Below are 12,868 nucleotides of genomic sequence, written 5' to 3' on the forward strand. Positions count from 1 at the left end.
TAGAGTGGTATAATACTGAATATAAACAATTCAACAATATTTTAGAAAAGAGCATGGATATGATTGTATTAGAAGAAAAGCTTGCAACCGTTCCCACCTTGTTCGTTGAAAAACGAGATGGTAGACGTGTGGTGTTTGATGTAGACAAGATTGACAAGGCTCTCCACAAGGCGGCGGAAAAGGTTATGGACGTTACGCCTCTAGTAGAAAAACGCCTAAATGGTCTAGTTGAAAGAATCGTGACGGAAATTCACAGCCGCTTCCCTCAAGGTGTCAAGATTTACGAAATTCAAAATGTCGTAGAACATGAACTCCTTGAAGCCAAAGAGTATGCGCTGGCTGAGGAGTATATCACTTATCGGACACAAAGGGATTTTGAGCGCTCAAAAGCGACAGATATAAACTTTAGTATCCATAAACTTCTCAATAAAGATCAAGCAGTTGTTAATGAAAATGCTAATAAAGACAGCGATGTCTTCAACACCCAACGTGATTTGACAGCAGGGATTGTTGGGAAATCAATCGGGCTACAAATGCTTCCTAAGCACGTAGCTAATGCTCACCAAAAAGGGGATATCCACTATCATGACTTGGACTACAGCCCCTACACTCCGATGACCAACTGCTGTTTGATTGATTTTAAAGGCATGCTGGAAAATGGTTTTAAGATTGGAAATGCAGAGGTAGAGAGTCCCAAGTCTATCCAGACTGCGACAGCTCAAATTTCACAAATCATCGCCAATGTTGCTTCTAGCCAGTACGGGGGTTGCTCAGCTGACCGTATCGATGAAGTCTTGGCTCCGTATGCGGAGAAGAATTACCAAAAACACCTCAAAGATGCGGAAGAGTGGGTCTTGCCTGACAAACGGGAAGATTATGCTTGGAAGAAAACCCAAAAAGACATCTACGATGCCATGCAATCTCTCGAGTATGAAATCAACACTCTCTTCACTTCAAATGGCCAAACACCTTTTACTTCGCTCGGTTTTGGTCTGGGAACCAATCGTTTTGAGCGTGAAATTCAAAAAGCTATTTTAACCATTCGTATCAAGGGTCTTGGATCAGAACATCGTACAGCCATCTTCCCTAAACTCATCTTTACGTTGAAAAGAGGCCTTAACTTGGAAGAAGGGACTCCGAACTATGACATCAAACAGTTGGCCCTCGAGTGTGCAACCAAGCGGATGTACCCTGATGTCTTGTCCTATGATAAGATTATCGAGCTGACAGGTTCTTTCAAGGTTCCTATGGGCTGTCGCTCCTTCCTCCAAGGCTGGAAAGATGAAAATGGTGTTGAGGTCAATTCAGGTCGGATGAATCTAGGTGTTGTGACGGTCAATCTGCCTCGTATCGCCCTCGAGTCTGAAGGGGATCTGAATAAGTTTTGGGAAATCTTCAATGAGCGGATGAATATCGCAGAAGATGCTCTGGTTTACCGTGTTGAACGGACCAAGGAAGCAACACCAGCGAATGCCCCTATCCTCTATCAGTACGGAGCCTTCGGTCGCCGTCTCGGAAAAGAAGAAAGTGTTGACCAACTCTTTAAGAATCGCCGTGCGACAGTTTCGCTGGGCTACATCGGTTTGTACGAAGTGGCTACAGTCTTCTTTGGAAATAGCTGGGAAAGCAATCCTGAAGCCAAGGAATTCACACTGGATATTATTCGTGATATGAAACGTCGTGTGGAAGAGTGGTCTGACCAATATGGTTACCATTTCTCTATCTACTCCACACCGTCTGAAAGTCTGACAGACCGCTTCTGTCGCTTGGATACAGAGAAGTTCGGCTCTATTCCTGACATCACGGACAAGGAATACTACACCAACTCTTTCCACTACGATGTTCGTAAAAATCCAACACCGTTTGAAAAATTAGACTTTGAGAAAGTTTACCCAGAAGCAGGTGCGTCAGGTGGTTTCATCCATTATTGTGAGTATCCAGTTCTTCAACAAAATCCTAAAGCCTTGGAAGCTGTTTGGGACTATGCCTATGACCGTGTCGGTTATCTAGGGACCAATACTCCGATTGATCGTTGCTACAAGTGCGACTTTGAAGGGGATTTTGAACCAACTGAGCGAGGATTCGCTTGTCCCAACTGTGGCAATAGCGACCCTAAAACAGTAGACGTGGTCAAACGTACGTGTGGTTATCTGGGAAATCCTCAAGCGCGTCCGATGGTTAATGGACGCCACAAGGAAATCGCTGCGCGTGTCAAACACATGAATGGCTCTACTATCAAAACAGCTGGACATGAAGTAACAAATTAGAAGGAAATGGAATGGGGAAATACCAATTAGACGATAAGGGACGCGCACAAGTGACCCGTTATCACGAGAAACACTCGAAAGGTGGAACAGGTAAAAAAGAACGCTTGCTCAACCTCAGAGAACAGTTTTTAAACAAGAAAAAGAAAAAATAAAAGTGAGAGTCTGCTCTCACTTTTCTCTTAGGTGGGAGGGAAATATGGAACTACGCAGACCAAGTTTGGAAGATAAAGAAGCGATTTTAGAGATGATGGCAGAGTTTGAACAAGCACAGTCCCCTCACGACGGTGGATTTTGGGATGCTGAGAATTTTGTTTATGAAGAGTGGTTAGAAGAAAATCTTCAAGCGGAAGCGGGACTCAATATTCCTGAAAACTGGGTTCCTGCTATCCAGCTGGTTAGTTTTGACATAGCAGGCCAGGCTCTTGGCTTTCTCAACCTTCGTCTCCGATTAAATGACTACTTACTAGAAAATGGTGGGCATATCGGCTATTCCGTTCGCCCCTCTGAAAGAGGCAAAGGTTATGCCAAAGAAGCTCTCCGACAAGGCTTGCAAGTCGCCAAGGGAAAGAACATCAAAAAAGCGCTTGTGACCTGTAGCACAGAAAACCCTGCTAGTAGAGCAGTGATTGTGGCAAATGGCGGGGTGTTTGAGGATGTTCGCAATGGTGTAGAACGTTACTGGATAGATTTGGAGTAAAAGGATGACATGGAATACACCAAAACCAGGTGAATGGAAAAGTGAGGAGCTTAGTAAAGGGCGGATCATTGATTATAAGGCCTTTAACTTTGTCGATGGAGAAGGTGTGCGAAACTCTCTCTATGTATCAGGTTGCATGTTTCACTGCGAGGGGTGCTATAATGTTGCGACTTGGTCTTTCAATGCAGGTATTCCTTATACAGCAGAGTTAGAAGAGCAGATCATGGTAGACCTTGCCCAGCCCTATGTTCAAGGATTGACCTTGCTGGGAGGAGAACCATTTCTCAATACAGGTATCCTCTTGCCGCTCGTTAAGCGCATTCGAAAGGAATTGCCAGACAAAGACATCTGGTCCTGGACGGGCTACACTTGGGAAGAAATGATGCTGGAGACTCCAGACAAACTGGAACTCTTGTCGCTGATTGACATCCTTGTTGATGGACGGTATGATAAAAGCAAGCGCAATCTCATGCTCCAGTTTCGAGGGTCTTCTAATCAACGAATTATCGATGTGCAAAAATCCCTCAAAAGTGGGCAAGTAGTGATTTGGGACAAGCTTAATGACGGAAAAGAAAGCTATGAACAGGTGAAGAGAGAATGAAGAAAAAAGACCTGATAGAACAACTGGTTTCAGAGATCGAAACGGGAAGAATTAGGACGCTAGGGATCTACGGTCATGGGGCTTCGGGTAAATCAACCTTTGCTCAGGAATTGTATCAAGCTTTAGATTCTACTACAGTAAATTTACTAGAAACAGATCCCTATATCACTTCAGAACGTCACCTGGTAGTACCAAAGCAAGCACCAGATCAAAAGGTGACAGCTTGTCTGCCTGTAGCACATGAACTGGCAAGTTTACAGAGAGATATTCTCGCCTTGCAGGCAGGTATGGATGTCTTAACAATCGATGAACCGTGGAAGGCTAGCGAGGTCTTGTCTGGAGCCAAACCAATTCTGATTGTTGAAGGGATGTCTGTGGGATTTCTACCCAAGGAACTCTTTGACAAAACTATCTGTTTCTACACGGATGAGGAGACCGAATTAAAGAGGCGCTTAGCTCGAGATACGACTATGAGAAATCGGGATGCATCTTTTGTATTGGCTAGCCATCAGATGAGACGGGAGCAGTATCTGCGATACTATAGAGAAAACGAGTCTAAAGCGGACATTTTAGTAGATCAATCAGAAGATACATTCAAGGTCAAAATGACACACATTATATAGAAGAAAAGACGGTTTTTTATAGATATAAATCCGTAATCTTGGAAAGATGAAAAGAGAAAACAGTTTCATCTTAAAAAAACGAAAAAAAGCTCACAAATCCCTTGCAATCGTAGGGGCTTTGTGTTATTCTATTATGGTGCTGTAAATTACAGCCTTAGCTTTGATGCAAGAGGTTGCGACACGCTCGGTTGCATTGCCACGCAACGCGCGTCGGTTTTCTTGTGGAGCTAGCCTATTATCTTAAATAGACGAAAAGGAGAAAAAGATGGCAAACAAAAAAATCCGTATCCGTTTGAAAGCTTACGAACACCGTACGCTTGACACAGCGGCTGCAAAAATCGTAGAATCAGCTACTCGTACAGGTGCACAAGTTGCGGGTCCAATCCCACTTCCAACTGAGCGTAGCCTCTACACAATCATTCGTGCGACTCACAAATACAAAGACTCTCGCGAACAATTTGAAATGCGTACACACAAACGTTTGATCGATATCGTTAACCCAACTCAAAAAACAGTTGATGCGTTGATGAAATTGGATCTTCCAAGTGGTGTAAACGTAGAAATCAAACTTTAATCTAAAATATAAAAGAGCAGAGGCTGGTGTTTCAATTTAATTGAACACGGGCTAAACTCGGTGTGAAAAAGATAAACTTCCTAGTGTCTGTTAGACACTGCGTCAGTTTCCTATTTTCACTTTGAGTTTGACGCCCTTTGTATCTTAGACTTGAGCATAAAAAACGCTCGTTAAAAACTTTTTGAATAAAAAATATAGAAAAGGAACTATTTTCTCATGACAAAAGGAATCTTAGGGAAAAAAGTGGGAATGACTCAAATCTTCACTGAAGCTGGCGAATTGATCCCTGTAACAGTTATTGAAGCAACTCCAAACGTTGTTCTTCAAGTTAAAACTGTTGAAACAGACGGATACAACGCTATCCAAGTTGGTTTCGATGACAAACGCGAAGTATTGAGCAACAAACCTGCTAAAGGACATGTAGCGAAAGCTAACACGGCTCCTAAGCGCTTCATTCGTGAATTCAAAAACGTTGAAGGCTTGGAAGTTGGTGCTGAAATCACAGTTGAAACATTCGCAGCTGGAGACGTTGTTGACGTAACTGGTACTTCTAAAGGTAAAGGTTTCCAAGGTGTTATCAAACGCCACGGACAATCACGTGGACCAATGGCTCACGGTTCTCGTTACCACCGTCGTCCAGGTTCTATGGGACCTGTTGCACCTAACCGCGTATTCAAAGGTAAAAACCTTGCAGGACGTATGGGTGGCGACCGCGTAACAATTCAAAACCTTGAAGTTGTACAAGTTGTTCCAGAAAAGAACGTTATCCTTATCAAAGGTAACGTACCAGGTGCTAAGAAATCTCTTATCACTATCAAATCAGCAGTTAAAGCTGGTAAATAATAAAGAAAGGGGAAATCAGTCACAATGGCAAACGTAACATTATTTGACCAAACTGGTAAAGAAGCTGGCCAAGTTGTTCTTAACGATGCAGTATTTGGTATTGAACCAAATGAATCAGTTGTGTTTGATGTGATCATCAGCCAACGCGCAAGCCTTCGTCAAGGAACACACGCTGTTAAAAACCGCTCTGCAGTATCAGGTGGTGGACGCAAACCATGGCGTCAAAAAGGAACTGGACGTGCTCGTCAAGGTTCTATCCGCTCACCACAATGGCGTGGTGGTGGTGTTGTCTTCGGACCAACTCCACGTTCATACGGCTACAAACTTCCACAAAAAGTTCGTCGCCTAGCTCTTAAATCAGCTTACTCTGAAAAAGTTGCTGAAAACAAATTCGTAGCTGTAGATGCTCTTTCATTTACAGCTCCAAAAACTGCTGAATTTGCAAAAGTTCTTGCAGCATTGAGCATCGATTCAAAAGTTCTTGTTATCCTTGAAGAAGGAAATGAATTCGCAGCTCTTTCAGCTCGTAACCTTCCAAATGTGAAAGTTGCAACTGCTACAACTGCAAGTGTTCTTGACATCGCAAATAGCGACAAACTTCTTGTCACACAAGCAGCTATCTCTAAAATCGAGGAGGTTCTTGCATAATGAATTTGTATGATGTTATCAAAAAACCTGTTATCACTGAAAGCTCAATGGCTCAACTTGAAGCAGGAAAATATGTATTTGAAGTTGACACTCGTGCACACAAACTTTTGATCAAGCAAGCTGTTGAAGCTGCTTTCGAAGGTGTTAAAGTTGCCAACGTTAACACAATCAACGTAAAACCAAAAGCAAAACGTGTTGGACGTTACACTGGTTTTACTAACAAAACTAAAAAAGCTATCATCACACTTACAGCTGATTCAAAAGCAATCGAGTTGTTCGCTGCTGAAGCTGAATAATCTAAGGAGGAAATATCGTGGGAATTCGTGTTTATAAACCAACAACAAACGGTCGCCGTAATATGACTTCTTTGGATTTCGCTGAAATCACAACAAGCACTCCTGAAAAATCATTGCTTGTTGCTTTGAAGAGCAAGGCTGGTCGTAACAACAACGGTCGTATCACTGTTCGTCACCAAGGTGGTGGACACAAACGTTTCTACCGTTTGGTTGACTTCAAACGTAACAAAGACAACGTTGAAGCAGTTGTTAAAACAATCGAGTACGATCCAAACCGTTCTGCAAACATCGCTCTTGTACACTACACTGACGGTGTGAAAGCATACATCATCGCTCCAAAAGGTCTTGAAGTTGGTCAACGTATCGTTTCAGGTCCTGAAGCAGATATCAAAGTCGGAAACGCTCTTCCACTTGCTAACATCCCAGTTGGTACTTTGATCCACAACATCGAATTGAAACCAGGTCGTGGTGGAGAATTGGTACGTGCTGCTGGTGCTTCTGCTCAAGTATTGGGTCAAGAAGGTAAATACGTTCTTGTTCGTCTTCAATCTGGCGAAGTTCGTATGATTCTTGGAACTTGTCGTGCTACAGTTGGTGTTGTCGGAAACGAACAACATGGACTTGTAAACCTTGGTAAAGCAGGACGTAGCCGTTGGAAAGGTATCCGCCCAACAGTTCGTGGTTCTGTAATGAACCCTAACGATCACCCACACGGTGGTGGTGAAGGTAAAGCACCAGTTGGTCGTAAAGCGCCATCTACTCCATGGGGCAAACCTGCTCTTGGTCTTAAAACTCGTAACAAGAAAGCGAAATCTGACAAACTTATCGTTCGTCGTCGCAACGAGAAATAATAGTAAACTAGTCGCCTAAGCAACTAGGAAATCCGCCAGCTCGGTAGCGCTCCATGTGAGCGCAAGCCGCTGTGGTACAACATTTAAAGGAGAAAAAATAAAAATGGGACGCAGTCTTAAAAAAGGACCTTTCGTCGATGAGCATTTGATGAAAAAAGTTGAAGCTCAAGCTAACGACGAAAAGAAAAAAGTTATCAAAACTTGGTCACGTCGTTCAACGATCTTCCCAAGTTTCATTGGTTACACTATTGCAGTTTATGACGGACGTAAACACGTACCTGTTTACATCCAAGAAGACATGGTAGGTCACAAACTTGGTGAATTTGCACCAACTCGTACTTACAAGGGTCACGCTGCAGACGACAAGAAAACACGTAGAAAATAAGGAGAACATAAATGGCAGAAATTACTTCAGCTAAAGCAATGGCTCGTACAGTACGTGTTTCACCTCGTAAATCACGTCTTGTTCTTGACAACATCCGTGGTAAAAGCGTAGCCGATGCTATTGCAATCTTGACATTCACACCAAACAAAGCTGCTGAAATCATCTTGAAAGTTTTGAACTCAGCTGTAGCTAACGCTGAAAACAACTTTGGTTTGGACAAAGCTAACTTGGTAGTATCTGAAGCATTCGCAAACGAAGGACCAACTATGAAACGTTTCCGTCCACGTGCGAAAGGTTCAGCTTCACCAATCAACAAACGTACAGCTCACATCACTGTAGCTGTTGCAGAAAAATAAGGAGGTAACATCGTGGGTCAAAAAGTACATCCAATTGGTATGCGTGTCGGCATCATCCGTGATTGGGATGCCAAATGGTATGCTGAAAAAGAATACGCGGATTACCTTCATGAAGATCTTGCAATCCGTAAATTCGTTCAAAAAGAACTTGCTGACGCAGCAGTTTCAACTATCGAAATCGAACGCGCAGTAAACAAAGTTAACGTTTCACTTCACACTGCTAAACCAGGTATGGTTATCGGTAAAGGTGGTGCTAACGTTGATGCACTCCGTGCAAAACTTAACAAATTGACTGGAAAACAAGTACACATCAACATCATCGAAATCAAACAACCTGATTTGGATGCTCACCTTGTAGGTGAAGGAATTGCTCGTCAATTGGAGCAACGTGTCGCTTTCCGTCGTGCACAAAAACAAGCAATCCAACGTGCTATGCGTGCTGGAGCTAAAGGAATTAAAACTCAAGTATCAGGTCGTTTGAACGGTGCAGATATCGCCCGTGCTGAAGGATACTCTGAAGGAACTGTTCCACTTCACACACTTCGTGCAGATATCGATTACGCTTGGGAAGAAGCAGATACTACATACGGTAAACTTGGTGTTAAAGTATGGATCTACCGTGGTGAAGTTCTTCCAGCTCGTAAAAACACTAAAGGAGGTAAATAACCAATGTTAGTACCTAAACGTGTTAAACACCGTCGTGAATTCCGTGGAAAAATGCGCGGTGAAGCAAAAGGTGGAAAAGAAGTAGCATTCGGTGAATACGGTCTTCAAGCTACAACTAGCCACTGGATCACTAACCGCCAAATCGAAGCTGCTCGTATCGCCATGACTCGTTACATGAAACGTGGTGGTAAAGTTTGGATTAAAATCTTCCCACACAAATCATACACCGCTAAAGCTATCGGTGTGCGTATGGGATCTGGTAAAGGGGCACCTGAAGGTTGGGTAGCACCAGTTAAACGTGGTAAAGTGATGTTCGAAATCGCTGGTGTATCTGAAGAAATCGCTCGCGAAGCGCTTCGTCTTGCAAGCCACAAATTGCCAGTTAAATGTAAATTCGTAAAACGTGAAGCAGAATAAGGAGAAGGCATGAAACTTAATGAAGTAAAAGAATTTGTTAAAGAACTTCGTGGTCTTTCTCAAGAAGAACTCGCGAAGCGCGAAAACGAATTGAAAAAAGAATTGTTTGAACTTCGTTTCCAAGCTGCTACTGGTCAATTGGAACAAACAGCTCGCTTGAAAGAAGTTAAAAAACAAATCGCTCGTATCAAAACAGTTCAATCTGAAGCGAAATAATAGACTAGGGAAGGAGAAATTTCAATGGAACGCAATAATCGTAAAGTTCTTGTTGGACGTGTTGTATCTGACAAAATGGACAAGACAATCACAGTTGTAGTTGAAACAAAACGTAACCACCCAGTCTATGGTAAACGTATTAACTACTCTAAAAAATACAAAGCACATGATGAAAACAATGTTGCCAAAGAAGGCGATATCGTACGTATCATGGAAACTCGTCCGCTTTCAGCTACAAAACGTTTCCGTCTTGTAGAAGTTGTTGAAGAAGCGGTCATCATCTAATCAAACCTGAAAGGAGAAAACTGAAATGATTCAAACAGAAACTCGTTTGAAAGTCGCAGACAACAGCGGTGCGCGCGAAATCTTGACTATCAAAGTTCTTGGTGGTTCAGGACGTAAATTTGCAAACATCGGTGATGTTATCGTGGCATCTGTAAAACAAGCTACTCCTGGTGGTGCGGTTAAAAAAGGTGACGTTGTAAAAGCTGTTATCGTTCGTACTAAATCAGGTGCTCGTCGTGCTGATGGTTCATACATCAAATTTGATGAAAATGCAGCAGTTATCATCCGTGAAGACAAAACTCCTCGCGGAACACGTATCTTTGGCCCAGTTGCACGTGAATTGCGTGAAGGTGGCTTCATGAAGATCGTGTCACTTGCTCCAGAAGTACTTTAATATTAAAAAAACAAACTAGTCCCCTGGATTTACCTCCAGGGTGCCCTTATGGGCGTAAGAAAAATCAAGGAGAAACCTAATGTTTGTAAAAAAAGGCGACAAAGTTCGCGTAATCGCTGGTAAAGATAAGGGAACAGAAGCTGTTGTCCTTACTGCCCTTCCAAAAGTAAACAAAGTTATCGTTGAAGGTGTTAACATCGTTAAGAAACACCAACGTCCAACTAACGAGCTTCCTCAAGGTGGTATCATCGAGAAAGAAGCAGCTATCCACGTATCAAACGTTCAAGTTTTGGACAAAAATGGTGTAGCTGGTCGTGTTGGTTACAAATTTGTAGACGGTAAAAAAGTTCGCTACAACAAAAAATCAGGCGAAGTGCTTGATTAATCACGAAGGAAAGGAGAAGTATAATGGCAAATCGTTTAAAAGAAAAATATCTTAATGAAGTAGTTCCTGCTTTGACAGAACAATTCAACTACTCATCAGTGATGGCTGTGCCTAAAGTAGATAAGATCGTTTTGAACATGGGTGTTGGTGAAGCTGTATCAAACGCTAAAAGTCTTGAAAAAGCTGCTGAAGAATTGGCACTTATCTCAGGTCAAAAACCACTTATCACTAAAGCTAAAAAATCAATCGCCGGCTTCCGTCTTCGTGAAGGTGTAGCGATCGGTGCAAAAGTTACCCTTCGTGGTGAACGTATGTACGAATTCTTGGACAAATTGGTTTCAGTTTCACTTCCACGTGTACGTGACTTCCACGGTGTTCCAACAAAATCATTTGATGGACGCGGAAACTACACACTTGGTGTGAAAGAACAATTGATCTTCCCAGAAATCAACTTTGATGACGTTGACAAAACTCGTGGTCTTGACATCGTTATCGTAACAACTGCTAACACTGACGAAGAGTCACGTGCATTGCTTACAGGCCTTGGAATGCCTTTTGCAAAATAATATAGGAGGTAAATCTAATGGCTAAAAAATCAATGATTGCTAAGAACAAACGTCCAGCGAAGTTCTCTACTCAAGCTTATACTCGTTGTGAAAAATGTGGTCGTCCACATTCAGTTTACCGCAAATTTAAACTTTGCCGTGTTTGCTTCCGTGAATTAGCTTACAAAGGACAAATTCCTGGTGTAACAAAAGCATCTTGGTAATATCATGATACAAAGAGCGTAACAACCACAGCAAAAATAGAAAATTTGGTGAAGGAGCGATGCTCCAAAACAAATTTATCTTTTTTGCACAGGTTGTAGCTCGTTTTCAAATAAGAGTTCTCTCATTTGAATGTGTCAATACTATCTGAGCCCAGCTCAATCATTAACTAGCAAGTGCAACTTGCAAACTACTAGTAAGAGGAGAAAAACAAAATGGTTATGACTGACCCAATCGCAGACTTCCTAACTCGTATTCGTAACGCTAACCAAGCGAAACACGAAGTACTTGAAGTGCCTGCATCAAACATCAAAAAAGGGATTGCTGAAATCCTTAAACACGAAGGTTTTGTTAAGAACGTAGAAATCATCGAAGATGACAAACAAGGCATCATCCGTGTATTCCTTAAATACGGACCAAACGGTGAAAAAGTTATCACTAACTTGAAACGTGTTTCTAAACCAGGACTTCGTGTCTACAAAAAACGTGAAGATCTTCCAAAAGTTCTTAACGGACTTGGAATTGCTATCCTTTCAACTTCTGAAGGTTTGCTTACTGATAAAGAAGCTCGCCAAAAGAACGTTGGTGGAGAAGTTATCGCTTACGTTTGGTAAAATCAAGATACAAAGAGCGTCATGGGCAATGTGATAATAGGAAATCTGACAAAGAGTGTTAACACTCTAGGAAGATTTGTCTTTTTCACACAGACCATAGCTCGTGTTCAATTTAGCTGATTTACTGATCAGCCAAATAGAGAGTAAATTAGTTTAGGAGAAAAAGATGAAAGCTACTGAATTGAATGAAAAACTTATTGTTGCAGAAGACGCTTTGGCTGAATTGTCAAAAGATGACCTTGTATCTCTTTTATGTGAAATTGGTTATAGTCCTGCGGCTATTGATGTATTGACAGAATATCAGGAGTTTGTCAAAGCTTTTCGAAAGAAACTAGGTTTGCTCTAATCCGAATGCCCCCCGTGAAAACTGGCCATTCTGGCCTGACAATTTAACAGGAGAAAATAAACATGTCACGTATTGGTAATAAAGTTATCGTGTTGCCTGCTGGTGTTGAAATCACTAACAATGACAACGTTGTAACTGTAAAAGGACCTAAAGGAGAACTTACTCGTGAGTTCTCAAAAGATATTGAAATTCGTGTGGAAGGTACTGAAGTAACTCTTCACCGTCCAAACGATTCAAAAGAAATGAAAACAATCCACGGAACTACTCGTGCCCTTTTGAACAACATGGTTGTTGGTGTATCAGAAGGATTCAAGAAAGAACTTGAAATGCGCGGGGTTGGTTACCGTGCACAACTTCAAGGATCTAAACTTGTTTTGGCTGTTGGTAAATCTCATCCAGACGAAGTTGAAGCTCCAGAAGGAATTACTTTTGAACTTCCAAACCCAACAACAATCGTTGTTAGCGGAATTTCAAAAGAAGTAGTTGGTCAAACGGCTGCTTACGTACGTAGCCTTCGTTCACCAGAACCATATAAAGGTAAAGGTATCCGTTACGTTGGTGAATTCGTTCGCCGTAAAGAAGGTAAAACAGGTAAATAATGTTGAGTGGTTGATTTTTAACCACCAACCTATTTTCC

General features: G+C 42.1%; 23 protein-coding genes. All 23 read left to right on the forward strand.

Annotated elements, in window-relative coordinates; genetic code table 11:
* Positions 1-59: 59 nt before the first annotated feature.
* Positions 60-2,267: an anaerobic ribonucleoside-triphosphate reductase gene (nrdD, locus tag ACORHV_RS00850; protein WP_000636179.1), complete on the forward strand. Its 2,208-nt coding sequence runs from the start codon at positions 60-62 to the stop codon at positions 2,265-2,267.
* 11 nt (positions 2,268-2,278) lie between these two features.
* Entirely contained in the window at positions 2,279-2,419 is a 141-nt protein-coding gene (locus ACORHV_RS00855; protein WP_000521624.1) for a hypothetical protein, read from the forward strand.
* Between the two features lie 44 nt (positions 2,420-2,463).
* Positions 2,464-2,964, forward strand: coding sequence for a GNAT family N-acetyltransferase (locus ACORHV_RS00860; protein ID WP_000423430.1), 501 nt, complete (start codon positions 2,464-2,466; stop codon positions 2,962-2,964).
* Positions 2,965-2,968: 4 nt separating this feature from the next.
* A complete protein-coding gene (nrdG, locus tag ACORHV_RS00865) occupies positions 2,969-3,565 on the forward strand; it encodes an anaerobic ribonucleoside-triphosphate reductase activating protein (protein WP_000220160.1) in 597 nt (198 codons plus the stop codon).
* Positions 3,562-4,188, forward strand: coding sequence for a uridine kinase family protein (locus ACORHV_RS00870; RefSeq protein WP_434398412.1), 627 nt, complete (start codon positions 3,562-3,564; stop codon positions 4,186-4,188). The genes nrdG and ACORHV_RS00870 overlap by 4 nt, the downstream gene beginning before the upstream one ends.
* Positions 4,189-4,453: 265 nt before the next feature.
* A complete protein-coding gene (rpsJ, locus tag ACORHV_RS00875) occupies positions 4,454-4,762 on the forward strand; it encodes a 30S ribosomal protein S10 (RefSeq protein WP_001284513.1) in 309 nt (102 codons plus the stop codon).
* 216 nt (positions 4,763-4,978) lie between these two features.
* Entirely contained in the window at positions 4,979-5,605 is a 627-nt protein-coding gene (rplC, locus tag ACORHV_RS00880; protein ID WP_000160197.1) for a 50S ribosomal protein L3, read from the forward strand.
* Positions 5,606-5,629: 24 nt separating this feature from the next.
* A complete protein-coding gene (gene rplD, locus ACORHV_RS00885) occupies positions 5,630-6,253 on the forward strand; it encodes a 50S ribosomal protein L4 (RefSeq protein WP_434398414.1) in 624 nt (207 codons plus the stop codon).
* Positions 6,253-6,549, forward strand: a complete 297-nt coding sequence (locus tag ACORHV_RS00890) for a 50S ribosomal protein L23 (protein ID WP_001055347.1) — start codon at positions 6,253-6,255, stop codon at positions 6,547-6,549. The genes rplD and ACORHV_RS00890 overlap by 1 nt, the downstream gene beginning before the upstream one ends.
* A gap of 17 nt (positions 6,550-6,566) precedes the next feature.
* On the forward strand, positions 6,567-7,400 hold the full coding sequence (gene rplB / locus ACORHV_RS00895; protein WP_000512910.1) for a 50S ribosomal protein L2: 834 nt from the start codon (positions 6,567-6,569) through the stop codon (positions 7,398-7,400).
* A gap of 103 nt (positions 7,401-7,503) precedes the next feature.
* On the forward strand, positions 7,504-7,785 hold the full coding sequence (gene rpsS / locus ACORHV_RS00900; RefSeq protein WP_000533766.1) for a 30S ribosomal protein S19: 282 nt from the start codon (positions 7,504-7,506) through the stop codon (positions 7,783-7,785).
* 11 nt (positions 7,786-7,796) lie between these two features.
* Positions 7,797-8,141, forward strand: a complete 345-nt coding sequence (gene rplV / locus ACORHV_RS00905) for a 50S ribosomal protein L22 (protein ID WP_000818137.1) — start codon at positions 7,797-7,799, stop codon at positions 8,139-8,141.
* 12 nt (positions 8,142-8,153) lie between these two features.
* Entirely contained in the window at positions 8,154-8,807 is a 654-nt protein-coding gene (gene rpsC, locus ACORHV_RS00910) for a 30S ribosomal protein S3 (RefSeq protein WP_000529936.1), read from the forward strand.
* A gap of 3 nt (positions 8,808-8,810) precedes the next feature.
* Positions 8,811-9,224: a 50S ribosomal protein L16 gene (gene rplP / locus ACORHV_RS00915; protein ID WP_000960946.1), complete on the forward strand. Its 414-nt coding sequence runs from the start codon at positions 8,811-8,813 to the stop codon at positions 9,222-9,224.
* Between the two features lie 9 nt (positions 9,225-9,233).
* The gene (rpmC, locus tag ACORHV_RS00920; protein WP_000772918.1) at positions 9,234-9,440 is read left to right on the forward strand and encodes a 50S ribosomal protein L29; all 207 of its coding nucleotides are present in this window, start codon (positions 9,234-9,236) and stop codon (positions 9,438-9,440) included.
* A 24-nt stretch (positions 9,441-9,464) separates the two neighbouring features.
* A complete protein-coding gene (rpsQ, locus tag ACORHV_RS00925) occupies positions 9,465-9,725 on the forward strand; it encodes a 30S ribosomal protein S17 (RefSeq protein ID WP_000440801.1) in 261 nt (86 codons plus the stop codon).
* 25 nt (positions 9,726-9,750) lie between these two features.
* Entirely contained in the window at positions 9,751-10,119 is a 369-nt protein-coding gene (rplN, locus tag ACORHV_RS00930) for a 50S ribosomal protein L14 (RefSeq protein WP_000616545.1), read from the forward strand.
* A gap of 79 nt (positions 10,120-10,198) precedes the next feature.
* Positions 10,199-10,504, forward strand: coding sequence for a 50S ribosomal protein L24 (gene rplX / locus ACORHV_RS00935; protein WP_000497691.1), 306 nt, complete (start codon positions 10,199-10,201; stop codon positions 10,502-10,504).
* A 23-nt stretch (positions 10,505-10,527) separates the two neighbouring features.
* Positions 10,528-11,070, forward strand: coding sequence for a 50S ribosomal protein L5 (rplE, locus tag ACORHV_RS00940; RefSeq protein WP_000013542.1), 543 nt, complete (start codon positions 10,528-10,530; stop codon positions 11,068-11,070).
* A gap of 17 nt (positions 11,071-11,087) precedes the next feature.
* Entirely contained in the window at positions 11,088-11,273 is a 186-nt protein-coding gene (locus ACORHV_RS00945; RefSeq protein WP_001085697.1) for a type Z 30S ribosomal protein S14, read from the forward strand.
* 213 nt (positions 11,274-11,486) lie between these two features.
* Positions 11,487-11,885, forward strand: a complete 399-nt coding sequence (gene rpsH, locus ACORHV_RS00950) for a 30S ribosomal protein S8 (protein WP_000245502.1) — start codon at positions 11,487-11,489, stop codon at positions 11,883-11,885.
* Between the two features lie 166 nt (positions 11,886-12,051).
* On the forward strand, positions 12,052-12,231 hold the full coding sequence (locus tag ACORHV_RS00955) for a hypothetical protein (protein ID WP_000648250.1): 180 nt from the start codon (positions 12,052-12,054) through the stop codon (positions 12,229-12,231).
* 62 nt (positions 12,232-12,293) lie between these two features.
* Positions 12,294-12,830: a 50S ribosomal protein L6 gene (rplF, locus tag ACORHV_RS00960; protein ID WP_000086626.1), complete on the forward strand. Its 537-nt coding sequence runs from the start codon at positions 12,294-12,296 to the stop codon at positions 12,828-12,830.
* Positions 12,831-12,868: the final 38 nt, after the last annotated feature.

Source organism: Streptococcus sp. KHUD_016, from assembly GCF_051106465.1.
GTDB lineage: Bacteria > Bacillota > Bacilli > Lactobacillales > Streptococcaceae > Streptococcus.

Coding starts and splice junctions, on each gene's coding strand:
- nrdD (WP_000636179.1), top strand. CDS start 60: ATGATTGTATTAGAAGAAAAGCTTGCAACCGTTCCCACCTTGTTCGTT.
- ACORHV_RS00855 (WP_000521624.1), top strand. CDS start 2,279: ATGGGGAAATACCAATTAGACGATAAGGGACGCGCACAAGTGACCCGT.
- ACORHV_RS00860 (WP_000423430.1), top strand. CDS start 2,464: ATGGAACTACGCAGACCAAGTTTGGAAGATAAAGAAGCGATTTTAGAG.
- nrdG (WP_000220160.1), top strand. CDS start 2,969: ATGACATGGAATACACCAAAACCAGGTGAATGGAAAAGTGAGGAGCTT.
- ACORHV_RS00870 (WP_434398412.1), top strand. CDS start 3,562: ATGAAGAAAAAAGACCTGATAGAACAACTGGTTTCAGAGATCGAAACG.
- rpsJ (WP_001284513.1), top strand. CDS start 4,454: ATGGCAAACAAAAAAATCCGTATCCGTTTGAAAGCTTACGAACACCGT.
- rplC (WP_000160197.1), top strand. CDS start 4,979: ATGACAAAAGGAATCTTAGGGAAAAAAGTGGGAATGACTCAAATCTTC.
- rplD (WP_434398414.1), top strand. CDS start 5,630: ATGGCAAACGTAACATTATTTGACCAAACTGGTAAAGAAGCTGGCCAA.
- ACORHV_RS00890 (WP_001055347.1), top strand. CDS start 6,253: ATGAATTTGTATGATGTTATCAAAAAACCTGTTATCACTGAAAGCTCA.
- rpsS (WP_000533766.1), top strand. CDS start 7,504: ATGGGACGCAGTCTTAAAAAAGGACCTTTCGTCGATGAGCATTTGATG.
- rplV (WP_000818137.1), top strand. CDS start 7,797: ATGGCAGAAATTACTTCAGCTAAAGCAATGGCTCGTACAGTACGTGTT.
- rplP (WP_000960946.1), top strand. CDS start 8,811: ATGTTAGTACCTAAACGTGTTAAACACCGTCGTGAATTCCGTGGAAAA.
- rpmC (WP_000772918.1), top strand. CDS start 9,234: ATGAAACTTAATGAAGTAAAAGAATTTGTTAAAGAACTTCGTGGTCTT.
- rpsQ (WP_000440801.1), top strand. CDS start 9,465: ATGGAACGCAATAATCGTAAAGTTCTTGTTGGACGTGTTGTATCTGAC.
- rplN (WP_000616545.1), top strand. CDS start 9,751: ATGATTCAAACAGAAACTCGTTTGAAAGTCGCAGACAACAGCGGTGCG.
- rplX (WP_000497691.1), top strand. CDS start 10,199: ATGTTTGTAAAAAAAGGCGACAAAGTTCGCGTAATCGCTGGTAAAGAT.
- rplE (WP_000013542.1), top strand. CDS start 10,528: ATGGCAAATCGTTTAAAAGAAAAATATCTTAATGAAGTAGTTCCTGCT.
- ACORHV_RS00945 (WP_001085697.1), top strand. CDS start 11,088: ATGGCTAAAAAATCAATGATTGCTAAGAACAAACGTCCAGCGAAGTTC.
- rpsH (WP_000245502.1), top strand. CDS start 11,487: ATGGTTATGACTGACCCAATCGCAGACTTCCTAACTCGTATTCGTAAC.
- ACORHV_RS00955 (WP_000648250.1), top strand. CDS start 12,052: ATGAAAGCTACTGAATTGAATGAAAAACTTATTGTTGCAGAAGACGCT.
- rplF (WP_000086626.1), top strand. CDS start 12,294: ATGTCACGTATTGGTAATAAAGTTATCGTGTTGCCTGCTGGTGTTGAA.